This is a genomic window from Brucella sp. IR073, from assembly GCF_049065735.1.
Taxonomy (GTDB): Bacteria; Pseudomonadota; Alphaproteobacteria; order Rhizobiales; family Rhizobiaceae; genus Paramesorhizobium.
Genome location: NZ_JBAKHD010000007.1, coordinates 160,933 through 183,670 on the forward strand (window position 1 = coordinate 160,933; position 22,738 = coordinate 183,670).

Below are 22,738 nucleotides of genomic sequence, written 5' to 3' on the forward strand. Positions count from 1 at the left end.
ATGGGTTCGCCAAGGGGATAGGCGAACCCATCTGCCTTCCTCATGTACCTTGCACCGACCAAATCACGACGCTGCCGGGAAATTTTCTCGAAAGGGCTATCGGGGCTTGACGGAAGCGAGGTGCTTGTGATTTGCCACACTGGCAAGTTCTATGGCCCGCATTGAGGGGAAAGACGGTCCTTGATGATCTATTCAAAGAGGAACCGCGCCGGGCCGTATCATTTTAAGTCGACCGCAATCCAGGTGCGAGCGAGTGGGGAATAGAATGTTGAATTTTGGACTTGTCGGATGCGGTCGTATTGCAAAAAGGCATTCGGAGCTTCTCGGTAACAATCAGATCGCGGGCGCAAGGCTTGCTGCGGTTTGTGATATCGTCCCGGCGAAGGCTGAGAAGATCGCGCGGCAGTTCTCCGTGCCTGCCTACACCGACATGCACCAGATGATGACGGACAGCGATATCGATGTCGTTGTCGTTCTCACGGAGAGCGGTCTGCATGCCCAGCACGTGGTTGAGTTGGCGCGTCACGGCAAGCACATCGTCGTCGAGAAGCCGATGGCGCTTACGCTTGAAGATGCTGACGAGATGATCCGCGCTTGCGACGAGGCGGGCATAAAGCTTTTCGTCGTCAAGCAGAACAGGTTCAATGTTCCGGTCGTCAAAATGAGGGAGGCCCTCGAGGCCGGGCGTTTCGGCAAGCTGGTTATGGGAACCATCCGCGTCCGCTGGTGCCGCGATCAAGGCTATTACGATCAGGACCCGTGGCGGGGCACCTGGGCGCTCGACGGCGGTGTGCTGACGAACCAGGCAAGCCACCATGTCGATCTGCTCGAATGGATGATGGGCGACGTCGAGTCGGTCTTCGCCAAGAGCACCACTGCCCTCGCGGACATTGAAGTCGAAGACACCGCTGTGGTCGTCCTCAAATTCGTCAACGGTGCGCTCGGCGTTATCGAGGCGACAACGGCCACACGCCCGAGAGATCTCGAAGGATCCATCTCCATGCTCGGCGAGAAGGGCACGGTGGAGATCGGCGGCTTTGCCGTCAACCAGATGAAAGTATGGAACTTCGTGTCACCGGAACCGGGCGATGACGAAGCCATGACGACCTATTCGGTCAATCCGCCCAATGTGTATGGCTTTGGTCACCAGGCCTATTATGAGCACGTGGTCGAGAGCATTCACCAGGGAAAGCGGCATCTGGTGGACGGTCTTGCCGGCCGCAAAAGCCTTGAGCTGATCACCGCTATTTACCAGTCGATCGAAACGGGCAGGGAAATTTTCCTGCGCCGGGCCAGGGACACCATTCGCCTGGGAAGACGTGACTGATGACACCGCAATTTCGATCTGTCGGTGTCGTTGATGTGGAATGCGGCTCCAATGTGGTTGTTGTCGAGCCGAGCAATCTCTACGGCTGTACGCTTCATGACGGCGTCTTCGTCGGACCCTTCGTGGAAATTCAGAAGGACGTGCGGATTGGTGCGCGCACCCGTATTCAATCGCACAGCTTTGTCTGTGAACTGGTGACGATCGGGCAGGATTGCTTCATCGGACACGGGGTTATGTTCATCAACGATACATTCTCGACCGGAGGTCCGGCCCGTGGCGACAAGACGAAATGGAAATCGACCGTCATAGGCGACCGCGTCTCCATCGGAAGCAATGCCACCATAATGCCGGTTACGATTTGTGACGACACGGTAATAGGTGCAGGTGCGGTCGTAACGCGTGACATAAGAGAGCCGGGCATTTACGCTGGTAATCCAGCCAGAAAGATCAGGTAATGGGTGGAATGGTTAAGTTTCTCGATCTTGCCGAACAATATAAGAATCTGAAGGCAGACATCGATTCTGCGATTGCGCGGGTGATTGCGGACTCCGCCTTCATAGGCGGTCCCTATGTGCAGGCATTCGAGCGGGAATTTGCCGCTTGGGTCGGCTCGCCATATTGCATCGGCGTGGGGAATGGAACGGATGCGATCGAGATCGCAATCGAAGCGCTCGATCTTCCCGAGGGCTCCGAGATCATCGTTCCCGGAAACAGCTTTATCGCCAGTTCGGAAGCCGTATCGAGAAGCGGGCATCGGGTGGTTTTTGCCGATGTGGATCCCGCCTGCTATACGCTGGACCCTGCCGATGTCGAGCGGCGGCTGACGCCGCGCACCTCTGCCATCATGGCCGTTCACCTCTACGGGCATCCGTGTGACATGGATGCCCTCATCGATATCGCGAAGCGAAACAATCTGCGCATCATCGAGGATTGCGCCCAGGCGCACGGCGCCGAATATAAGGGGCGGCGCATTGGCACGATAGGCGACGTTGCCACATTCAGCTTCTATCCGGGCAAAAACCTTGGCGCCTATGGCGATGCGGGCGCTGTTCTGACCGGTGACGCGGACTTGGCCCGGAAGATTCGCATGATCGCCAACCATGGCCGCGTCGCGAAATACGAGCATGAATTCGAGGGCAGGAATTCGCGTCTTGATGGCATCCAGGCGGCCATTCTCAGCGCGAAGCTGCCCTATGTCGAGGATTGGACGGCGCAGCGCATTAAAGTCGCTGACCGTTATCTCGAACAGTTGAGCGATGTGCCGCAGATCGTTCTGCCGCAGCGCAAGAACTGGGCGCGGCAGGTTTATCATCTCTTCGTGGTGCGCACCGAGCAGCGGGATGCGCTTGCCCGGCATCTCGGAGAGAATGGAATCCAGACGGGCATTCACTATCCCGTGGCGCTGCCCAAACTCCAGGCCTATGCAGCGCATGGTCAGGCTCAGGAAGACATGTTTGTCAACCGAAGCGACAAGACGCTCCTTAGCCTTCCGATAGGAGAGCATCTTTCGCTTGAGGATGTCGACCAGGTTTCGGGAACGATACGTACGTTCTTCGGAAGATGAAAGCTGCTCGAGCGATATTCAGCTCGGCAATGATTTATGCCGTCACCAATGCCATGGTCGGCGTGGTGCCGGTCGCGCTTCTGCCTCTGTTGACGCGCGAATTTACTCCGGACGAATATGGTATCGTGGCGATGTATACCGTATTCGTCCAGATGATGGGGTTGCTTGTCGGCCTGAGTGTCCATGGCGCGGTCGGCGTGCGGTATTTCGACCGCGAGGAACTGGATTACCCCCGTTTCGTCGGAACCTGTCTCATCATCCTGCTGGCCAGCTCGTCCGTCACATTTATTCTCGTTCTTCTGGCCGGACCTTTTCTGGAGCGCGTCATAGACATACCGGCTCCATGGATGCTGGTCGCCGTTGCCGCTTCCGCATGCGCCTTTCTGACGCAAATCAGGCTCGCAATCTGGCAATCGAGCAAGCACCCTGTCCCGTTCGCAGCCATGCGTATCTTCCAGGCGGGTGTGGACATCAGCCTTTCCTTGATTTTCGTCATCGTGATGAAGATGGCGTGGCAAGGCCGGACAGGCGGGATGGCCATAGCCTTGTTTTTCACCGGCATGGCATCATTGATTTCCCTTTGGCGGGGAGGGTGGATCACCTTTAAATTCGATCCCGGCTATGCCCGTAGCGCGCTGCGGTTCGGCGTGCCTCTGATCCCGCACGCGGTCGGAGGATTTCTCGTCGCGACCGTTGATCGATTCCTGATCACCAATATTCTCGATGTAGCCAAGACCGGCATATACATGGTGGCCGTGCAGGTCGGGATGATCGTGTTGATGGGCGTGGATGCGGTCGCCAGGGCCGTTTCGCCATGGCTCATTGAAAGCTTAAAGGCAAACGACGCCCGGAAGGACATCCTTGTCGTCCGGCTGACCTATGTCTATTTCATTGCCGTGCTGGGCGGAGGCTTTCTGCTCGGCATAATAGCTCCGCCTGTGCTTGCGGCCATCGTAGGTCCTCAGTATCAGGAGGCTGCCCCCATCGTCATCTATTTGGCGATAGGGCAGGCTATCGGCGGACTATATCTCATCATGTCCAACTATATCTTTTTTACGGGCCGGACAGCGCAATTGGCTGTCATTTCCGTTTTGAGCGGCGTGCTGAATACCGCGCTTTCTTACGTGCTCCTGAAGGCGATCGGACTTCAGGGCGCAGCGGTTGCGTTTATCGCGGGCCAAACCATGCTGTTTCTCGGAACATGGCGGCTGGCCGCACGCGCCCGGCCCATGCCTTGGCTAAAGGCGCTGGCCATATGACGGGCAATTCCTCCTTCCCCACGTTCCGGGATATGATTCTGATCGAAGATGACCCGGCCTTGTTCGCTGTGACCTGCGAACGCACGGGGATTCCCTATTGGGCGCTGATACGCAATGTCGTGTTCCGCGCCATGATGAGCGACTTCTTTTATGACGCGCCGATACCACCCGCCGGCGCCTCTCGTCGCGTTTCTGCGAAAGCTATCGTCACTCTTGCCAAAGGAACGGCCCATAATATCCGCTCCAGAGCTTCCGTTCCTGATGGCATCTGCATCATGGCATCCGGCATGGGCTTGCAGATCCGAAACGGCCGCTGGTTCAACCGGCTTTGCGATCATTTCGCATTGGCGGCGCCTGCAGAAACACTCGTAATCGAAGAGGGATTTCGCTGGAACTGGCCATTCCCCCGCGTGTTTGAACAGGTAGCATTCCATGCCCCGTATCAGGTGGCCGGTGAGCTTTCAGGGCGCGTCCTGGCGAGGTCCAGCCATCGCAAAAAAGCAGCTGAGATTATCGCGATTGCGGCGAGGCGTGCCAAGGAGCAGATCGGCTGGTCGCCGCCGCAGAGCCGAATAGCGCAAATCGAGAAAACTCTGGCGCGCCGCGCGGCAGCAGCGCCGTTCATGTATTCGATGTATCGTCAGATGCTGCGCGCCACGGGCGCGAAGCTTCTCCTGAAAGAGGAGGGCTGCTACAGCCGGTCGGCGGTAACAGTGGCCGCAGCGCGTTCCCTGGGCATCCATGTCGCGGAATACCAGCATGGAATGATATCATCGGGGCATGATTCTTACAATTTTGCTCCAGCGGCAATAGCGAACGAGGCGCTTCGTCGCTGCCTTCCGGACACGCTCCTTTGCTATGGCGACTGGTGGGCCGAGCAAGTCAACGCGCCGGTGGAGAAGATATCCATCGGCAACCCGCACCGGGAAGATGTACTCACCCATATCAGCCAGCCGGCGCGCAAAGAGACGTTTCTCGTCATCGGCAACGGCATAGAGACCCAGCGCTATATGGGGCTGGCGGTGAAGCTGGCGGAAGGGCTGGGAGGTACCGGCGTCAAAGTCGTATTTCGTCCCCATCCGTTTGAACGAGCCAGCGTCGCGGAAACCGCGCACCTTTATCCTACAGTCGAGATTGACACGCGTGCCGATATCTATCAATCACTCGCCGATGCCAGGTTCGTGATCAGCGAAGTGTCGACTGCATTGTTCGAAGCTGTTGGCCTGGCTGATTGCATATTCGTATGGGATACGCCGAAGTCGAGGTCCGGTTTGCCGAACCATCCATTTATCGATGTAGCCGATGCTGAAGATATTATCCGTCGCGTATGTGGGAACGATGTTTCGGGCAATAAATGTGATGAAGACGCGATATGGGCTAAAAATTGGCGAGAGAATTATCGCTCGTTTCTGACAAGACAGGGTGTAGCCGTCCATGGTCGCTGAACTGATAACCATCGTCGATTACGGCACGAGCAACCTTGGCTCGATGCGCAACATGCTGAAAAAAATCGGCGTTCGCAGCGAGATCGCCTCTACGCCGGAAGCTGTTTTGTCGGCGGGGAAGATCATAATCCCCGGTGTCGGTGCTTTCGATGCCGGCATGCGGAAGCTCCAGCAATCCGGATTGATTGAAGCGCTGAATCACAAGGCCCTCGTAGAGAAGGTGCCGATTCTTGGTGTCTGTCTTGGCATGCAGCTCATGACCGAGGGAAGTGAGGAAGGCGAACTCCCCGGTCTTGGCTGGGTGTCCGCCCGCACCGTGCGCTTCGATCAAAAATCCAATCCGAGCCTGCGGGTTCCCCATATGGGCTGGAACCTGGTGCGAGCCGTGAAGGATGCGCCTCTTGCCAATGGCGCAAAAGAGGACGCTCGCTTCTATTTTGCCCATTCCTATTTCGTCAGCCCCGGCAATCGCGATGACGTGGTGCTTGAAGCCACTTATGGAAACCAGAATTTCGCCGCGGCATTTCAGAAAGACAACATCATGGGAGCCCAGTTCCACCCGGAGAAAAGCCACCGCTACGGGATCGCCTTCCTCCGTAATTTTGTGGAGCTTTGATAGATGTTGCTGCCGCGTGTAATACCGACGCTTCTGCTGAAAGGCAGCGGACTGGTCAAGACCGTCCAGTTCAAGAACCCCACCTATATCGGCGATCCGATCAACGCCATTAAGATATTCAACGACAAGGGCGTCGATGAGCTCGTCCTTCTCGACATCACCGCCAGCCAGGAAAAACGCGAACCCTCATTCGAGATAATCGCGAAGATAGCCGATGAATGCTTTATGCCGCTCGCCTATGGGGGAGGGGTCACCTCCATCGAGCAGGTCAAGCGGATCTTCGGCATTGGCATCGAGAAGGTGGTTATCAACTCCGCTGCCCTGACCAATCCGCAGCTCATTACCGATATAGCGAGAGAGTTCGGAAGCCAGGCAGTCGTCGTCGCCATCGATGTGCGCCGGAAGCTCTTCGGACGATATGAAGTGGTGACCGCGCGTGGCGCAAAGGGCACGGGTCTCGATCCCCAGGCCTATGCGCGGCAATGTGAGCAAGCGGGCGCAGGAGAAATTCTGCTGACCGCGGTTGACCGGGACGGCACGATGACGGGGTACGACCACGCCCTGATCGCATCGGTTTCAAAGCAGTTATCGATACCTTTGATCGCATCTGGCGGTGCGAAGGATCTCGCCGACTTTGCTGAAGCCGTCAATAAGTCCGGCGCGGCCGCCGTGGCCGGCGGCGCGATCTTCGTGTTTCAGGGAAAGCATCGCGGCGTGCTGATCACCTATCCAGACCAAAACGCATTGTTCCAGAGCTTCAACGCATCGGGCATATCTTAGGGGTAAAGGAGTTCGTACCAGTGACAGCGCCATATAGAATATGCGTCCGTTGCGTCATGGATACCAGCGAGCCGCATATCGAATTCGATGAGCACGGCGTATGCAACCATTGCAAGCTGCATGAGGAGCGGGTTGCGCTTGCGCCTTTCTCCAAGCCCGATGCAGAAGCGCGTCTGGACCAGGTCATTGCCCAAATAAAGGCGGACGCCAAAGGTGACTATGATAGCATTGTCGGTCTCAGCGGCGGTGTCGATAGCTCTTATGTCGCTTACCAGGCGGTGAAGCGCGGTTTGCGTCCGTTGGCGGTTCATTTCGACAATGGCTGGAATAGCGAGCTTGCCGTCACGAATATCGAGAGGATGGTCAAGCGGCTGGGTCTGGATCTGGTGACCTATGTCATCGACTGGGATGAATTCCGGGACATCCAGCGGTCGTTCTTCCGCGCGGGCGTGATCGATATCGAAATGGTGACTGATCACGCGATCTTCGCGGCTATGTTCGGAATAGCCAAGAAGCATAAGATCAAGACGATCCTGTCGGGCACGAATGCCGCCACCGAATCCATCATGCCTGCCTCCTGGGCACATTTTAAGTTCGATCTGCGGAATCTAAAGGCGATACACGGCCGCTTCGGAAGTGTACCGATTTCCAACTATCCTACGATCAGTATTTGGAAGATGGCCTGGTATTACTATGTCCATGGTCCTAAAGCCGTCAGCCTTCTCAACTACATTCCGTATCGCAAGGATGAAGCGATGGCGGTCCTGGAAAAGGAGCTTGGCTGGGCTTATTATGGCGGAAAGCACTATGAGTCCGTCTTCACCAAGTTCTACCAAGCCTACATCCTTCCCCGGAAATTCGGTGTAGACAAACGAAGAATCCACCTTTCCGACCTGATCATGAACGGAGAGGTCACGCGGGAAGAAGCGTTGGCAGAGCTCAGCCGCCCCCTGCTGGAAGCGCAGGAGGCAGAGGAATTGCGGGAATATGTATGCAAGAAGCTCGGCTTCTCTGAGGCCGAATTTCAGGAATATATGACAGCGCCGCCAGTGAGCCATTTTGACTTTCCTTCCTATGCGAAACTGGCAAATTCGCTCGTCGCGATTCACAGGCGTAAGAGATATCAATAGTGCGTATCCTCGAACGGAAGTCGGCTCCGACCGCCGTAAATTTATTTCTCCCCTATCTCCCACCCTATCCAGGCGCTGGTTCGATCCGCGCCCTATCCTTCGTGAATGGGCTGGTGGCGGAGTCTCGCCGGCGCGGTCTGGAGATAAAAATTCGCGTGTTCACGGCGACGCGCAATCCGACTCCCATCGACGGCGCCGAAGTGCATCAGCTCAAATTCACGGCGCCTGAAAACAATCTGTCCTTTGCGAGACGGCTCTGGGGAGAGTTGCTGCTGGGGGGAGGAGCGGCCTACGAGATCCTGCAAAAGGGCCGAAACACCGACATATTGCTGGCGTCGTCACCACCCTTTATCCCGAGCTTGATGCTGGGGTTGCTCGTGTCGGCTTTCCGTCGGCGCTATGTGCTCGATATCAGGGATTTATATCCTCTGGTTTATGCCGACGCCAAACTGATCTCGAAAGACTCGCTTTTATACCGCTGGTTGGAGAAACTGGAGCACGCTTGGCTGGGCCGCGCCTCTCTTGTTTTCGGTGCGACTGGAGGGTTGGCAAGACATATACGTGCGACCGGGACGAAAGCGCGGGTTGAGACATTATACAACGGCTTTCCCGAGAAGCTTCGTGAGATCAGGACGGCCAAGAGAGAACGCTTTACAGCCTGTTTCCATGGCATCCTCGGGCAATTTCAAGATATAGAAGGTCTGGTAGAGGTCGCCAAGCGGCTGCTTCCCCATGGTATCGACGTTGTTGTCGTCGGATACGGTGCCAAAGAGAAAATTCTGACGGGCGCAATACCGGCGAACCTGCAATTTCTCGGGCGGCAAAGCTTTGAGGACACGATGAAAATCGTTTCCTCCTGCCATATTGGTTTATGTCTGCGCCGTGACGGCGAGATATCCCGAGATGCGTTTCCTGTAAAAGTCTGGGAATATGTCGGCCTCGGGCTGCCGGCCGTTGTCACGCCTTTTTGCGAGGCGGGCGAGTTTCTTGAGAGTAGGGAATGCGGGGTTCAGTTCGAAACCGGCGATCTCGATAAGCTTGTCCAGTGGATTGTTTCCATGAGAGACAATCCCGCGCAATATCGCGCGCATGTGGAAGCCTGCCATGCAGTTGGCACTGAATTCACCAGGGAAAGTGTCGGGATTGCAGCTGCGCGTATAATTCTGGATGGGCATTTCGAGCAGGGGCTCCACACGCTCTCCCGTTAAGCCTCGTCATTTCCCACCGCGTTTGGGCGTGCCCGATGTCACCAATTGCCGCGTGAAGCGGTAGAGGAACCAGACAATCGCGAAGAACAGGACGACGCCTGCGATCAGCGCAGGCTCGGCAAAGCTGTCGCCCACCAGAGCGAGCGGCGTATCCTTTCCCGAGCCGGCGACGATGCCGGCGAAAACGACGCCCCACAGGCTCTCGCCGACAATCAGTCCGGTTGCGGTAAGCACGCCCATGCGGCTGGCAAACTCGGCATTCGCCTGACCGGATGCCCAGCGTTCATAGAACCAGCCCAGCACCGCGCCGATGACGGTGGGCAGGATCACGCTCATCGGCAGGTAGATTCCCATGCCTACGCCGAGCGGCGGCAGGCGCAGCCGGCGCGTGTAGCCCAAGGCCTCGTCCAGGATCACGAAGCCCACCCCGGCGACAGCGCCCCAGCCGATCATCGTCCAGTCGAGATTGCCCCCGAGGACGCCCTTGGCAAGCGCGGAAATCAGCGCCGCCTGCGGTGCGGGAAGCGCATCGGGCCCAGCGCCCGGCGCACCGGCAAAGCCGAACGCAGTGTTGAGGAGATCGAGCACCGGGGGAATGATGAGCGATCCGAACACGACGCCAATGACCAGCGCAAGCTGCTGTTTCCAGGGCGTTGCGCCGACGAGCTGGCCAGTCTTCAGGTCCTGAAGATTGTCATTCGAAATGGAGGCGATGCCGAAGACGATGCTGGTGACGATCAGCGCATAGGCGATGAGCGCGCCTGTGGTATCGGCATTCTGGTGCCACCCGAACAGGCCGGCAAGCATGAGCGAAGCGGCGACGACGGAGAGAATGCCGACACCTGAAATTGGGGAGTTTGACGACCCGATCAGCCCCGCCATGTAGCCGCACACGGCAGCGATGATGAGGCCGATGACCAGCACGAAGGCCAGAGTGCCGGCGATGAGAATGATCTCCGAGCCCGCGAGCGGGCCGCTTGAGATGACGCTCCATAATAGGACGGTAATCGGCACAAGCATGGCCAGGCTGCCGATGAAGACGAGCGAAATCGGCAGATCGCGTTCCTCGATCGCCATGCTCTTTCCCGCCTGGCGAGCCCGGCTTGCGGCCATCGCAGAGCGAATGCCGCCCAGAACAGGCGAGGCGATGCGCAGCAGCGTCCAGACGGCGGCGACGCCGATGACACCCGCGCCGAAGAACCTGACGTCAGCGCTGAAAATATTGTTCGCCCATGCTTCCGCACCGCCGGCCATTGGATGGTATGCCGTCAGAACCGGGAGCAGAACCCACCAGCCGACGACGAGGCCCAGGAACATCGCCATGCCGACGGAAAGGCCGACAAGATGCCCGACCCCAAGCAGCGCCAGGGACAGGGAGCTGGAGATTCCAGTCGCGCCCGCGCCCGCACGAAACCAGACCGCCGCTTCGCCCACGACCAGCCGGGTCTGCGTCAGGATGGCGAAGGCGGTGGAGGCCACCGCGCTCCATACCAGCGCGGAAAGCCCCTTGCGGCTTTCCTCCGCCCCCTCGCGCGAGCCGGAGCCGACCTGCAGCACTTCGGCAGCGGCACGTCCCTCGGGGTAGGGGAGCGGCGCCTCGATGACGAGCGCGCGCCGCAGCGGCACGGAGAAGAGCACGCCAAGGACGCCTCCGGTACAGGTGATCGCCGCCGTGGTCCAATAGGGGAAGCCCTGCCACAGCCCGATAATGACGAGACCCGGCAGCACGAAAATAATCGAGGAAAGACAGCCCGCCGCGCTCGCGACGGTCTGGACGATATTATTTTCCAGAATGGTGGAATCCTTGAACCCGCGAAGGATCGCCATCGAGATCACGGCTGCGGGAATGGATGTGGCGAAGGTCAGGCCGACCTTGAGACCCAAATAGACATTGGCTGCGGTAAAGAGAAGCGTGATTATTCCACCCAGCAGCACGCCACGCAGCGTGAATTCAGCCACCGTTCCCCTTTGTACTTTCCTGCCGCCTGCCATCTTACGCCTTCGCTCAATAGAACACATTCTTTATATGCGTGCATGCAACAGCGTAACGTGCAATACACTTTTGCGTAAACAGATGGAAGTATTGGTGCGTCGAGGGTATTGCAGTCCTTTCGAAGTTAAATGGCTCCCGAATTTTCCGAAGCAAGAGGGTGATTATTAAATAGTTCGTCAGTTTTCCGTAAAGTTGTCTGAAGTACGCATGTTTTGCGCGGATTAGTCAGGCTGGTCTTAGTTAGCACTGAAGCGTTAGCCGTACATCGACGGTCCGCGCCGTCTGACAGCTGACTCCTTCCGTCACTTCCCAGGCCAAAAACGGCATCAGTCCAACACGCATCTTCGGGATTGGAAAGCTGGCGTAGCCTTTATATTCAGTTTTATAGACCCGGCCCATCGGACGGCCTTGGATATCCGGAAGTTGGACCGAAATGCTGGAAAACCACTCGCCGGTACCTGAAGCATCGCTGTTCCAGATGGGGAAGCCTATGAGATCCTTCAGCGCCACTTCCCAGTCCGGCGGCACCGGCGGCAAGACATAACGCGTTTGACTGTCCGGGTCGCTTCTGTCAGCGCTTGTTAAATACCATTTATAAAGTGTTTGCTTGCTCGGCAGCGCTTCTCCGCGGATCGGAGCCGGGGGCTTGTCATTCGACCAGACACGCACTGCTCCGGCTCGCAATATGCATGGCTTTGAGCCATGGTTCAGCACACCAAAGAAGGCGTGCGTCTGCATCATGCCTGGCGAGGCGATAGCGACCTGCCGCACTTCGAGCTGCCTGGCTGCGCAGTAGAGAATCCGGCCCGCCGCTGCGGTGGCCTCCGTTTCGACCGGCGCGTTGATCCCGGCAAGAGAGGCGCGGAGTTGCTCGGCCCGTTCACCATATACGGTCACGAGGCAGGCGAAATTATCCCTGCATTTCGCGCGCCGCTGCAACCATTCATGCTGGCTGACGGCCAAATCCGCCCGCCGCTTGCCAGACAGCTGTTTGCGGAGGCGAGCGTAAAGGCCCGCGAGTTGGTCGTCAGTGCTCGAAAGGCCGGCACCGGCGCAAATAGCGCGCTCATCCGGCGCGCTTGCTCTAGCACAATTAAAACTCGCCGCATCGGCTTGCCCCACCCCAAGGGAGACAAGGAGGCAGGAAGCCGCCAGTAATGAAAAAGCCAGTTTCATATTGGGTACAAATGGAGCAAGCGAACTGCCGGATAGCCGTTTCATTGCAGTCCCCGGTTTGGCAGACAGCCGTTCGACACCCCGCTGCAAAAATTAGCAAGGCCAAGACCGGCCAATTGCGACAAAATAATACGCGTCGCTGTTTCTTTCAATGAAGTTGATGTAAAGAGTAGCTTTGGACGTTAATTATTTATTTAAGTTTATAAATGAAGGTAATTTAATATCTATATCGTTCTCTCAAATCACGAATAGCCTTTGCGCAAGTCTCGGCGCCGGGAGCAAGAGCGGCGGGACCTTCCGACGAGCCGGCCCGCTCCTTCGCCGGCAGCCAATAGGTTAGATAACGCAGAACACCCGGATAAAGCCCGCTTCACGGAAAGCACTTTACCGTGATTAAGGCCCAATATGCGGCCATATTGCCCAATTGTTACAAGCTTGAATGTTTTTCGACACGAATCCGCCAGTTAGCTGGCTTATGTGCCCCCGCCCAAAGCACTGATTGCCCGTATCGCTGCGCAATCCCGTGCTGTCCAAGGTGCAAGGTGGGTTTGTTGAATGAAAGTTCTAACGGTATTCGGCACGCGACCGGAAGCCATCAAGATGGCGCCCGTCGTCAAGGCGCTGGCGGCGGAAGAGGGTATTCAGTCCAGCACATGCGTAACGGGGCAGCACCGCACCATGCTGGATCAGGTGCTGGATCTGTTTGACATCCAGCCCGATCACGACCTCTCGGTCATGGAGCCGAACCAGACACTCAACGGGCTCACCAGCCGGATCACAAGCCGCCTCGATGCGGTGCTTGCCGAAGTCGAACCCGACTACGTGCTGGTGCATGGCGACACGACTTCCGCCATGGCTGCCAGCCTTGCCGCCTTTCACCGCGGCATCAAGGTCGGCCATGTCGAGGCGGGGTTGCGCACCTATGATCTTGCCAAGCCATGGCCGGAGGAGTTGAACCGCCGCGTCATCGATGTCGCCGCCGACAAGCTTTTCGCGCCGACGCAGACCAGCGCCGACAATCTTCGCGCGGAGAGGCTCGGCGGTGAAATCCTCGTCACGGGCAATACCGTGATCGATGCGCTCAAGGAAACGGTTGACCGGATCGGCAAGGACGCGGGGTTGAGAGAGCGGCTCGACGCGCAATTCCCCTTTCTTGACCCGTCGCGGCGCCTGCTCCTCGTCACCGGCCATCGGCGCGAAAGCTTTGGCGGCGGTTTCCTCAATATATGCGAGGCGCTCGCCCGGCTGGCGCGGCGGGACGATCTGCAGATCGTCTATCCGGTGCATCTCAACCCGAATGTCAGCGGTCCGGTTCAGGAACTGCTCGGCGATAAGCCCAACATCCGGCTGATCCAGCCGCAGGAATATCTGTCCTTCGTCCACCTGATGAACCGGGCGGATATCGTGCTGACCGATTCCGGCGGCGTACAGGAGGAAGCGCCTTCGCTCGGCAAGCCGGTTCTGGTCATGCGTGACGTGACGGAGCGGCCGGAGGCGGTCGAGGCCGGCGTCGTCCGGCTGGTGGGCACGGATGCCGAACGCATCATAGGCGAGGTGAAACTGCTTCTGGAGGATGCGGCCCATTACGCCGGCTTTGCCCGTATCCTCAATCCCTATGGCGACGGCCTCGCATCGAAACGGATCGCCGCCGCGCTCGCGGGCCGGCCTGCCTCTCCCTTCGCAGCCTGAACACCCGATTCAGCAAACCATCCAAATAAGGTATATCATGGCTTCATTATCCTATCGCCGTCGCGTCATGCTGCTTGCTGCCTGCAGCGCATTCATCCTGCAAGGCAACCCGGCCCATGCGGGCGCGATTGGCGACACAATCAAGGCGCTTGCGGCCAACACCATGGTTCACGAGCGGGTCAGCCTCAGGGATCTCGGCCTCACCCAGCCCGTGGTGCTCGGTTCCAGCGACGCGCGGCGGGAAATCTACCTGCCGGTGCCGGCGAATGTGGCGCTTTCCAAGCCGAGCCTGGTGATCGATGGCCATTACTTACGTGCGGATGGCGGGCGGACGACTTATGCGCTTTCGCTGGACGGCAATGTGGTTGCCGCTCAGTCGCCGACGGACCCTCAAGGCAAGGCCAACATCAATATCGGCGTCGACGGTTCGCCGCGTCCTTCAGGCTTCGTGCGGCTCGGGCTTGCATGGTCGTCTTCGACCGGCCGATACTTGTGCGACGACGAGCGCGCCATCGGGAATGTGCTGCAGATATCGCCCGATTCCCATCTGGATTACAGCTATGATGCGTCTGAGGTGAAGGACCTCACGGCGGCCTGGTCCGCTCTGCCGCGCAAAGTCGTGCTGCTCGTCGCCGCCGACTCGCTCGAAAGCGGCAGCTACGACGCCGCCTGGCGTCTCGGCGTTGCTCTCACACGGGCCGGAAAGACGGTCGATGTGATAACGCTCCCCAGGAAGGGCAGCGAAATCGACACGTCCGGACTGGAGGTTCCGCCCGCGCTGGCGAATATTCCCGCATTTGCCGCGCTTGCCAGGGGCGGCAAGGTCACCCTCACCAGCGAGGCGGAAGTCGGCGCGTTGCTGCTGCTCGACGCACCGCAATTGCAGGCTCAGGTCGCGGTCGCCGGTCCGGCGCTGGCGGCGGAACTGAAGGGGGCGCTCGACGCGGTGTCGGCGCAACTGTCAGAGGCCGATCCGGCCGCCGTCGAAGCTTTGCAGGCGCTGACGGCGCGAAAGGACACGCTTCTCCAGCCTGTGGAGGCAAACAGCGTCGAGGTCCGCACGCTGGCCGGCCGTCCTGTCATCACCGTTTCCCCCGATGCCGCAGCCGCCGCTACGGGCCTCTTCGACGGCCTGTGGCGGCGCACGGCGGTGGCACAGCGCCTGATTGTCAACACCGTGGGCGAGCCGGATGCGGCCACGCACAGCGTTCCGCTCTTCTCGCTGGATTCGGCGGCCGGCAATCTCGATGTGGTTGCGCGCGGCGACTGGACGACGACTTTCGACCTTGGAACCGGCCTTCCCGAGGGCAAGGTGCCCTCGAGTATGAGCATCGACGTTGCAGCCGCCCCGGGAGCAACGGCAACGTCCCCCGTGGCATCAGTCTTCCTCAACGACCATCTGCTCGGCGCCAAGCGCCTCAATGCGGATGGCAAGCCGGAAAACATCTCCGTGGATGTGCCCTCCTATGTGCTTCTGCCGCGCAACACGGTGCGCGTGCAGTTCCAGCGCCAGGCGGCGAGCGACAATTGCCGCGAGGTGCCGCAGGCCTATCCCACCGCGGTGCTGCCGGAAAGCCGGATCGAGCTCAAGGATGCGCCGGCCGCGCGTAACTTCACCGGCATGGTCGCAAGGCTCGCAGGCGACGCCGTCGTGATGGTTCCCGCGGCATGGCGATCCCACGCCTCGACTACATTGCCGACCTTGATCCAGGTGGCGAATGCCGCCGGTATTTCGCCCTCCCGCGCCGAGCTGGCCTTCCACGGCGCCAATACGACGGTCACCCCGCAAAAGCCGTTCCTCGCCCTCGACGTGCCGGTCGCCGGCGCAGCCGATACGATCAAGGTATCCGGCGACCATGTGTCCATCGCGGACCGGAAGGGCAAGACCTTCTACGATGTCTCCGGTCTCGACCATGTCGCGGTGCTGCAGGCGGTCACGGATGGAAAGCAACCGGGGATCAGCTATCAGACGGTCGGCAAAGACCCAAGGTTCGAAGAGCCGATAAAGCTTCCTCAGGGGAATATAGCGGTGGTGGGCAATACGGGCGTCCTCGCCACATTGGATAAGAATGGCGCGCCGGTCTACCTCAATGCGGATGGCAGCCCGAGGAAGAGCGCGGAGCCCTTTGGCTGGCGCAGCCTACTCGAGCCCTCGTTCTGGGACGAGAATTTCTCATGGGTCGTCACGGCCTTCCTCGCCGCGGCATTACTCCTCCTCGTCCTGCTCGCCCAGAGGGCGAAGAAGCGCCGGAACCGCAACGGCGATCATGCATAGGCGGGAAATCCGATGTCGCTCTATTGGCCCTATTTCTTCGCGGATTATTACCGCTGGCTTGAATATGCCGCGGTTGTGGTTGCCTTCATCATTCTCCTTTCCAGCATCGATGATCTCTTCATCGATGCCTGGTACTGGGCAAGGGAAATCAAGCGCGCGCTGACGGTCAAGCGCCGTTACCAGCCGCTAAGGCCGGAGCAATTGCGCGACCGGCCGGAGCAGCATATCGGGATCATGATTCCGGCTTGGCTCGAATATGATGTCATCGCGGCCATGCTGGAAAACATGGTCAAGGTGCTGGATTACCGCGCCTATACGATTTTCGTCGGCACTTATCGCAACGACGCCGCGACGATCAAGGAAGTCGAGCGCATGCGGAGGCGGTACAAGCAGCTCGTCCGCGTGGAGGTGCCGCATGACGGGCCGACCTGCAAGGCCGACTGCCTCAACTGGATCGTGCAGGCGATTTTCCGTCATGAAGCCCAGCATGGCATCGAATTCGCCGGCGTGGTCCTCCATGACAGCGAGGATGTGCTGCATCCGCTGGAGCTGCAGTTCTTCAACTACCTCCTGCCGCGCAAGGATCTGATTCAAATCCCCGTCGCCTCGCTGGAGCGCGACTGGTCCGATCTCGTGGCGGGCGTCTATATGGACGAATTCGCGGAGTGGCACGGAAAGGATCTCGTCGTCCGCGAAAGCCTCGCCAGGACGGTGCCATCCGCAGGCGTCGGAACCTGCTTCTCCCGCCGCGCCCTGCTGACGCTCGCGGCGGAGACCGACAACCAGCCGTTCAACACGCAGACTCTGACCGAGGATTACGACATCGGCGTCCGTCTTGCCGCCCATGGCATGTACTCGATCCTCGCCCGGTTCCCGGTGGAGTATCGCGTCACCCGCGCCACCTGGTTCGGCTATGGCAAGCAGAAGGAAGTGATCGTGCGCATGCCGCTATGCGTGCGGGAGTATTTTCCCAATACGTTTCGCACCTCTTACCGGCAGAAGGCGCGCTGGTCGCTCGGCATCTGTTTTCAGGGCTGGGCTTATTTTGGCTGGTACGGCTCGCTCGCCGACCGCTATTTCCTGCTGCGCGACCGCAAGGGCGCCGTGACCGCTTTCGTCGCGATCTTCGCCTATGTTCTTCTGGCGCAATATGTCCTGTTCGAGATTGCCAAGGCGAGCGGGCTGTTGACGTTGAGCTATCCGCCGCTTCTTTCTTCGCATGGGTGGATAGGTGCTTTGCTCGGGCTGAATGCCATTGCGCTCGTCCTTCGCATCGGCCAGCGCGCCTATTTCACCGGCCGCGTGTTCGGTTGGGAGCATGGGCTTCTCTCCATACCGCGCATGGTGGTCGGCAATTTCGTGAACTTCATGGCCATGGCGCGCGCCTGGAAGCAATATCTGTCCCATCTCTTCATGGGAACGCGCCTCGTCTGGGATAAGACGATGCACGACTTTCCTTCCGCCGACGGGCTTGCCAGCGATGCTACCCGGCTCGGCGATCTTCTCGTGTCCTGGCAGGCGATCGACGAGAAGCATCTTACCGCCGCGCTGGAAAAGCAGAACATCCGGCACATTCCCTTCGGCCGTATTCTGCTACAGGAAGGATGGCTGAATGAGGAAGTTCTCGCCGAAGCCATCGCCTTCCAGTCGGGTCTGGAGCTCACCTCGGTCACCGAGGCGGAGATTGTCGCGGCCAAGGAACTCTTCCCGCTCGATCTCAGCATTCGCTGGCGTGTCCTGCCCTTGCGGGACCAGGATGAAAACCGCCTCCGTCTGGCCTCCGCCACACCGTTGCCTCCCGCCGCGGAAGATCAGATCCGCGCTGCGCTGGGCTATATGCCGCGTGAGTTCATCGTGCGCGACCGTGACATTGCCATGGGTTTACGCATTCTGACCAAGGCGACCGGCGGAGGGGCGAAGCAGAATCCCGCGCTCGCCACCGGCGTGCCCCTGCTCGGCGATCTTATCATTGAACGAGGATATATTTCCAAACAGGCGATTGACGAGGCCATGATGAAGTATTCTCCCCAGCGCGATGGTCTCGTTGGGAGTTATTTGGTTGCGAATCATGTTATTAGCGATGATATGCTTCAAGCGGCCCTTGAAGAGCAGAGGAAACGATTCGCGCAGGCGACGCCTGATCTTGGAGGGTACTTCCAATGAGGAAAGGCTTGCTTGCTTTCAATCCGGGAAAACATGAGCGCAGGGAGAGGTTGCATCTCAGCAGCCTGGCTGCGGTCCTGATGGTGGTGTATCTGGCGACGGGCGCGGCACATGCACAGACAGCAAAAGACGGCATGGAAGACTCCGCTCCGGTGGCTGTCCAGAATGGCGGGGAACTTCCCCTGAGCGGACCCGCCTATCGGATCGCGGCGGAGGCCTATGAAGCTTTCGAGCGGAAGGATTATGGGACTGCCATTGCTCAGGCCCGCGAAGCCATCCGCCAGCGGCCGGATGTCGGCCGGCTTCGTACCCTTCTCGTGCAGGCGCTCGATGCGGCAGGCCGCAAGGATGAGGCGCGTCAGGAGGCACAGCAAGCCGCCAACGACCCGGTTCTTTCCGCTGCTGCCCGTGACGAACTGAAAAAACTCGCCGCCGAGGAGCGCGCGCCGGAAACTCAGACCGCTCCCGCGCCCCCCGTGGCTCAGCCGCCCGCGCAACCCAATCCAGCCTATCGGGCGGCGGATACGGCCTATCGCGCCTATGACCGCCGCAACTACGATCTGGCGGTGCGCGAGGCGCGAAAGGCAGTGAAACTGGAACCCGCCAACGCCGGTTACCGCACCCTTCTTACCAACGCGCTCGCGGCGCAGAAACAGAAGAACCAAGCGCGACGAACTGCCCGCAGCGCGGCCCGCAATGCCGCAAGAGCGCGGCGCATAGCGGCAGCGACCTCACCTTCGCCCGGCGGTCCCGCCACGCCAACCATCCTCGACCGCGCCTATGCGGCGGTTCGGGCGGGGGACAACACCGCGGCCTACGCGGCTTTCGAAACGGCGAAGCGCCGGGGCGAACTGCACGGAACGCAGCTGATCGACGCCGCCTATGCGGCCAAGCGCGTCTATCGCAATGACGAAGCGGTCGCATTGATGCGCGAGGCGATCGATGCCGAAGAGCGGGGCGAATTCAAGTTGGCGCCGCAGGCGCTGTTCGGCCTGCGGCGTGAGGTCGCCGACATGACGCGCGAGTTCGGTGCCTCGGCCTCGGTGACCTATGGTTCGAGCGGCGTTTCCAACGCAGCCGCCTTGCCGTCAGGCAATCCGGGGCGCATCGCGCAGGCCGGATCGGAAGTCTACTGGCGTCCGCCCGGTATCGGTTATCGGAACGGCTCGACATTCGAGCTTTTCGCCCGGCAATTCACCACGCTGGGCGATTCGCGCGATGGGCCTACCGGTCTCTCGACAATGCAGGGCAGCGCCGGTGCGCGCTGGAAGCCCTTTCCGCACTACAATCTGGTGCTGGAGGCGAGCCGGCTTTTCAAGCTTGGCAAGCATGCCCGCAACGATACGCTGCTCCGCGCGGCGATCTCCGACGGGTTCGGCACGGATTTGCGTGTCGATAAGCCCTCCTGGTGGACGGGGCAATATTATGCCGAGGCCGCCCGCTATATGGAATCGAGGCAGAATGTCGCCAATGGAGAGGCCCGCATCGGCCGCAGCTTCCGCATGGACTCGATCGACAAACATCTGGTGCTGACGCCCTTTGTGGCCGTGGGGGCGAGTTACGACAGCGATCTGACAAAGGAATTCGCGCTCGGCGCCGGCCCCGGCATCAATGCGCGCTACTGGTTCCGGGAGGACAAATATACGGCGCCTCGGTCTTATGTCGATTTTACCCTCCAGTATCGCGTGAAGCTTGCGGGAGATGACCGGGCCAAAGGCCTCTTTGCCGGCATCAGCGTGAATTACTGATGGGTGGCAGGGCCGTTTTCATCATTCTCTTCCTTTTTCTTGCATTGGCGAGCCTCGCCGTGTGGATCATCCCAGGCCGCCATGCTTCGGAAGAATGGCGGGAAGGCCCGGTCAAGGGGATCGTCTGGCAGGTCGATAACGCCACGACCGATATCGCCGGTAACTGGCAGGAACTCGGCGTCGATCATTTGCTCATCCAGTGGAGCAAAGTGGACGGCGTCAGCTTCATAGGCCCTTCGGCGCTGCAGCCGCCCGACTGGCTGCGTATTTCGCGCGAGCCGTGGGCGAAACACGTCATTCTGGGCCTCGCCGGGATTTTCGACGAAAAGCAAGCAAGGGCGAATGCCGTGGCTCTGGCCCGGGATTCGGTTCCGCTCGCAAAAACACGTCTGCCGCTCAATATCGAGGGATATTATTTCCCCGTCGAAGTGGACCCGACCTGGAGCCGGGCGCCGGAAGTCATGGGCGAGGCGCTGGCATGGCTGCCGCGTCCCTTGTGGATCAGCGTCTATGACAGCGCCAATGTCGGCGCGGATACGCTCGCCAACTGGCTCACAGGCTGGCTTCCCCCGGATGTCGGCGTGTTTTTTCAGGACGGCGTCGGTGTCGAGGCAAGAACCCCCACCGTTGCCCGCCAATATGCCGATGCCCTGACGGACCGGCTTGGACAGGAACGGGTCAAGGTTATCGTGGAAGCCTTCAGGCCGGCGGCCGGCAAATTCCGCCCTGCGACCGCAGAGGAGCTTCTGCCGCAGATCCGGGCGATGCAAGATTACGATATCTACCTTTTCGACGGCCCGCATTATCTCGACGCCCGCCACGTTAAGGCCCTGGCCGAGGCGATTGAAGCCGAGTAGTTGCGGAATGTTAACGCCCCCAGCCTCTATAATTGATACTGTTATTCAACTATCAAGTATTATTGTTCAACCGTCACGTGCGCGTGAGAAAATATTGCTATTCCTCGCTTCGATCACACATGAGACCTCGACGACGACAGACTGCTGAAAGCCGCGTCGCCTGAGTGCGGCACGAAATGCCATCCGCGAACGGAACAGAAATCCAGTAGCGAACGGCAAATCGCTCTATTTTTCCGCGATCAACTGCAACAAGGAGAGCATAGCGTTCAATTTGAAGAACGCGGATGCCCGAACGCGCCGGGCGCCAAGGGCAATGTTGCGACCGAGGACCTTGTTTACATGCTGGAAAGGGAAGGTGTGAACACAGGAATCGATCTTGACCGGCTCATCACAATAGGCAAATGCGCCTGCGCATTCCTCGGGAGGGATTATAATTCTTACGTCGGCAATTTCGGCAAATATCCTCGCTATTGATCCGAACGGCCCCAAGTTTTCGGTGGCTCTGTCGAGCAAACGTGAATGATTTCCTAAGTCTTACACAATAAAAACCACAGATTGGCCACGGTTTGGGCCAGATCATTAAGAAAATTAACCTGCCTTCCAAATGACGGAAGGACTTTGCGGCCGCCCTATTGGAACAGATGTTTCTATGTCCGCGGCTGGCCAGCATGCCGCCTTGGCAGTTCATCGAATTCGCCATCGGCATGTGCTCAACCCCTGAAGATGGAGAAAGATATGATCTCGACAAAATTCAATGCACAGATGGCGGAGAGTGTGGTTGGCCGCCGTATGCAGATCGAAGCAGGCAGCTCGCTCATCACCGGCGGTTGCACCGAAAAGTGCGATTTAACGCTTGGACGTTGCCTCCCGCAGCAGATCGATGGAACAAACGCGGCGGCGTCGGACGCGGCTCATTGAGCGGATGACTGCGCCCCAGCGAGAGGAACCAGACAGGATCTGAACGGTGGAGCCTGTCTGGTTCCGTGCGACCGGATCGCCCGGTCGCATTTCAGATGACTTATGCCATGCGCTTTCTTTCTGCGCGCAAAGCCGTCTGCGCCTTCCAGGGGACGGTGAATGAGGGCAAAGCTGCCTTCAACGTCACCATCGAGATTTTCGGTTCACGCAAGTCACCGTGGAATATCGAAGAGAGCCGGCCCGAACCCGCTCTGTAAAGTTCCGTAGCGAGGGGGGAAAAGGAAAGGGCAGATGCCTTCTTTGGACTCTCCATCCGAACAGGAGGTCTTTTCCAGCCTCTACCACCATCTGATTGCCGATAGCTGCGGGCAACTCCGGCAGCGTCAGAGCCCGCATATTCCCGAAGCGACGCTGCAGGATTTTGCCGAGGCGGCTTTCCTCCCTTCTGCGCGCAGAGCCTGGGAACGCCTTTTCATGGTGGAGATGAATTTCGCCGACCAGGAGGGCCTGCTTCAGGGAAAAACGGAAGCCGAACGCTTCGAATTCTTCGTGACCGAAGTCATAAAGCCCGAAAACTTCACTCTGCTTTG

19 protein-coding genes are annotated in these 22,738 nt (G+C 59.1%); 17 read left to right on the forward strand and 2 right to left on the reverse strand.

Features of this window, described 5'->3' with window-relative positions; all coding sequences use genetic code 11:
• Positions 1-265 precede the first annotated feature (265 nt).
• Genes ACOWVG_RS15855 through ACOWVG_RS15895 form a run of 9 tightly spaced genes read left to right on the forward strand, consistent with a single transcriptional unit; the run spans position 266 to position 9,329 of the window.
• Entirely contained in the window at positions 266-1,327 is a 1,062-nt protein-coding gene (locus ACOWVG_RS15855; protein WP_420963287.1) for a Gfo/Idh/MocA family protein, read from the forward strand.
• Complete coding sequence (locus tag ACOWVG_RS15860; protein WP_420963288.1) at positions 1,327-1,782, forward strand: acyltransferase; 456 nt, start codon at positions 1,327-1,329, stop codon at positions 1,780-1,782. The genes ACOWVG_RS15855 and ACOWVG_RS15860 overlap by 1 nt, the downstream gene beginning before the upstream one ends.
• The gene (locus ACOWVG_RS15865; RefSeq protein ID WP_420963289.1) at positions 1,782-2,891 is read left to right on the forward strand and encodes a DegT/DnrJ/EryC1/StrS family aminotransferase; all 1,110 of its coding nucleotides are present in this window, start codon (positions 1,782-1,784) and stop codon (positions 2,889-2,891) included. The genes ACOWVG_RS15860 and ACOWVG_RS15865 overlap by 1 nt, the downstream gene beginning before the upstream one ends.
• 29 nt (positions 2,892-2,920) lie before the next feature.
• Positions 2,921-4,150, forward strand: a complete 1,230-nt coding sequence (locus ACOWVG_RS15870) for a lipopolysaccharide biosynthesis protein (RefSeq protein WP_420963290.1) — start codon at positions 2,921-2,923, stop codon at positions 4,148-4,150.
• Positions 4,147-5,595: a hypothetical protein gene (locus ACOWVG_RS15875; protein ID WP_420963291.1), complete on the forward strand. Its 1,449-nt coding sequence runs from the start codon at positions 4,147-4,149 to the stop codon at positions 5,593-5,595. The genes ACOWVG_RS15870 and ACOWVG_RS15875 overlap by 4 nt, the downstream gene beginning before the upstream one ends.
• Positions 5,585-6,211, forward strand: coding sequence for an imidazole glycerol phosphate synthase subunit HisH (hisH, locus tag ACOWVG_RS15880; RefSeq protein WP_420963292.1), 627 nt, complete (start codon positions 5,585-5,587; stop codon positions 6,209-6,211). The genes ACOWVG_RS15875 and hisH overlap by 11 nt, the downstream gene beginning before the upstream one ends.
• Positions 6,212-6,214: 3 nt before the next feature.
• Positions 6,215-6,991 (forward strand): AglZ/HisF2 family acetamidino modification protein, encoded by a 777-nt coding sequence (locus ACOWVG_RS15885; protein WP_420963293.1) that lies wholly within the window; start codon positions 6,215-6,217, stop codon positions 6,989-6,991.
• A gap of 20 nt (positions 6,992-7,011) precedes the next feature.
• On the forward strand, positions 7,012-8,121 hold the full coding sequence (locus ACOWVG_RS15890) for an N-acetyl sugar amidotransferase (protein ID WP_420963294.1): 1,110 nt from the start codon (positions 7,012-7,014) through the stop codon (positions 8,119-8,121).
• Positions 8,121-9,329 carry a glycosyltransferase family 4 protein gene (locus ACOWVG_RS15895; protein ID WP_420963295.1) on the forward strand — a complete coding sequence of 403 codons (1,209 nt, stop codon included), beginning with the start codon at positions 8,121-8,123 and terminating at the stop codon, positions 9,327-9,329. Before ACOWVG_RS15890 ends, ACOWVG_RS15895 begins: the two co-directional genes overlap by 1 nt.
• A gap of 6 nt (positions 9,330-9,335) precedes the next feature.
• Here ACOWVG_RS15895 and ACOWVG_RS15900 read toward each other — a convergent pair whose 3' ends face one another.
• Positions 9,336-11,288 (reverse strand): OPT family oligopeptide transporter, encoded by a 1,953-nt coding sequence (locus ACOWVG_RS15900; protein WP_420963296.1) that lies wholly within the window; start codon positions 11,286-11,288, stop codon positions 9,336-9,338.
• A gap of 274 nt (positions 11,289-11,562) precedes the next feature.
• A complete protein-coding gene (locus tag ACOWVG_RS15905) occupies positions 11,563-12,543 on the reverse strand; it encodes a lysozyme inhibitor LprI family protein (RefSeq protein ID WP_420963297.1) in 981 nt (326 codons plus the stop codon).
• A 510-nt stretch (positions 12,544-13,053) separates the two neighbouring features.
• On the opposite strand from ACOWVG_RS15905, the gene wecB reads away from it, so the two are divergent.
• The 8 genes from wecB to ACOWVG_RS15945 form a co-directional block, all read left to right on the forward strand.
• Entirely contained in the window at positions 13,054-14,187 is a 1,134-nt protein-coding gene (gene wecB / locus ACOWVG_RS15910) for a non-hydrolyzing UDP-N-acetylglucosamine 2-epimerase (protein ID WP_420963298.1), read from the forward strand.
• A gap of 37 nt (positions 14,188-14,224) precedes the next feature.
• On the forward strand, positions 14,225-16,462 hold the full coding sequence (locus ACOWVG_RS15915) for a cellulose biosynthesis cyclic di-GMP-binding regulatory protein BcsB (protein WP_420963299.1): 2,238 nt from the start codon (positions 14,225-14,227) through the stop codon (positions 16,460-16,462).
• Between the two features lie 12 nt (positions 16,463-16,474).
• Positions 16,475-18,625, forward strand: a complete 2,151-nt coding sequence (locus ACOWVG_RS15920; RefSeq protein WP_420963300.1) for a glycosyl transferase family protein — start codon at positions 16,475-16,477, stop codon at positions 18,623-18,625.
• Between the two features lie 50 nt (positions 18,626-18,675).
• A complete protein-coding gene (locus tag ACOWVG_RS15925; protein ID WP_420963301.1) occupies positions 18,676-20,373 on the forward strand; it encodes an NfrA family protein in 1,698 nt (565 codons plus the stop codon).
• Positions 20,373-21,230 (forward strand): hypothetical protein, encoded by an 858-nt coding sequence (locus ACOWVG_RS15930; protein WP_420963302.1) that lies wholly within the window; start codon positions 20,373-20,375, stop codon positions 21,228-21,230. The genes ACOWVG_RS15925 and ACOWVG_RS15930 overlap by 1 nt, the downstream gene beginning before the upstream one ends.
• 735 nt (positions 21,231-21,965) lie before the next feature.
• Complete coding sequence (locus tag ACOWVG_RS15935) at positions 21,966-22,148, forward strand: hypothetical protein (protein WP_420963303.1); 183 nt, start codon at positions 21,966-21,968, stop codon at positions 22,146-22,148.
• Between the two features lie 107 nt (positions 22,149-22,255).
• Positions 22,256-22,405, forward strand: a complete 150-nt coding sequence (locus tag ACOWVG_RS15940; RefSeq protein ID WP_420963304.1) for a hypothetical protein — start codon at positions 22,256-22,258, stop codon at positions 22,403-22,405.
• Between the two features lie 34 nt (positions 22,406-22,439).
• Positions 22,440-22,738: hypothetical protein (locus ACOWVG_RS15945; RefSeq protein ID WP_420963305.1), on the forward strand; the 299-nt coding region annotated here is incomplete at its 3' end.

Coding starts and splice junctions, on each gene's coding strand:
- ACOWVG_RS15855 (WP_420963287.1), top strand. CDS start 266: ATGTTGAATTTTGGACTTGTCGGATGCGGTCGTATTGCAAAAAGGCAT.
- ACOWVG_RS15860 (WP_420963288.1), top strand. CDS start 1,327: ATGACACCGCAATTTCGATCTGTCGGTGTCGTTGATGTGGAATGCGGC.
- ACOWVG_RS15865 (WP_420963289.1), top strand. CDS start 1,782: ATGGGTGGAATGGTTAAGTTTCTCGATCTTGCCGAACAATATAAGAAT.
- ACOWVG_RS15870 (WP_420963290.1), top strand. CDS start 2,921: ATGATTTATGCCGTCACCAATGCCATGGTCGGCGTGGTGCCGGTCGCG.
- ACOWVG_RS15875 (WP_420963291.1), top strand. CDS start 4,147: ATGACGGGCAATTCCTCCTTCCCCACGTTCCGGGATATGATTCTGATC.
- hisH (WP_420963292.1), top strand. CDS start 5,585: ATGGTCGCTGAACTGATAACCATCGTCGATTACGGCACGAGCAACCTT.
- ACOWVG_RS15885 (WP_420963293.1), top strand. CDS start 6,215: ATGTTGCTGCCGCGTGTAATACCGACGCTTCTGCTGAAAGGCAGCGGA.
- ACOWVG_RS15905 (WP_420963297.1), bottom strand. CDS start 12,543: ATGAAACGGCTATCCGGCAGTTCGCTTGCTCCATTTGTACCCAATATG.
- wecB (WP_420963298.1), top strand. CDS start 13,054: ATGAAAGTTCTAACGGTATTCGGCACGCGACCGGAAGCCATCAAGATG.
- ACOWVG_RS15915 (WP_420963299.1), top strand. CDS start 14,225: ATGGCTTCATTATCCTATCGCCGTCGCGTCATGCTGCTTGCTGCCTGC.
- ACOWVG_RS15920 (WP_420963300.1), top strand. CDS start 16,475: ATGTCGCTCTATTGGCCCTATTTCTTCGCGGATTATTACCGCTGGCTT.
- ACOWVG_RS15930 (WP_420963302.1), top strand. CDS start 20,373: ATGGGTGGCAGGGCCGTTTTCATCATTCTCTTCCTTTTTCTTGCATTG.
- ACOWVG_RS15935 (WP_420963303.1), top strand. CDS start 21,966: ATGATCTCGACAAAATTCAATGCACAGATGGCGGAGAGTGTGGTTGGC.
- ACOWVG_RS15940 (WP_420963304.1), top strand. CDS start 22,256: ATGCGCTTTCTTTCTGCGCGCAAAGCCGTCTGCGCCTTCCAGGGGACG.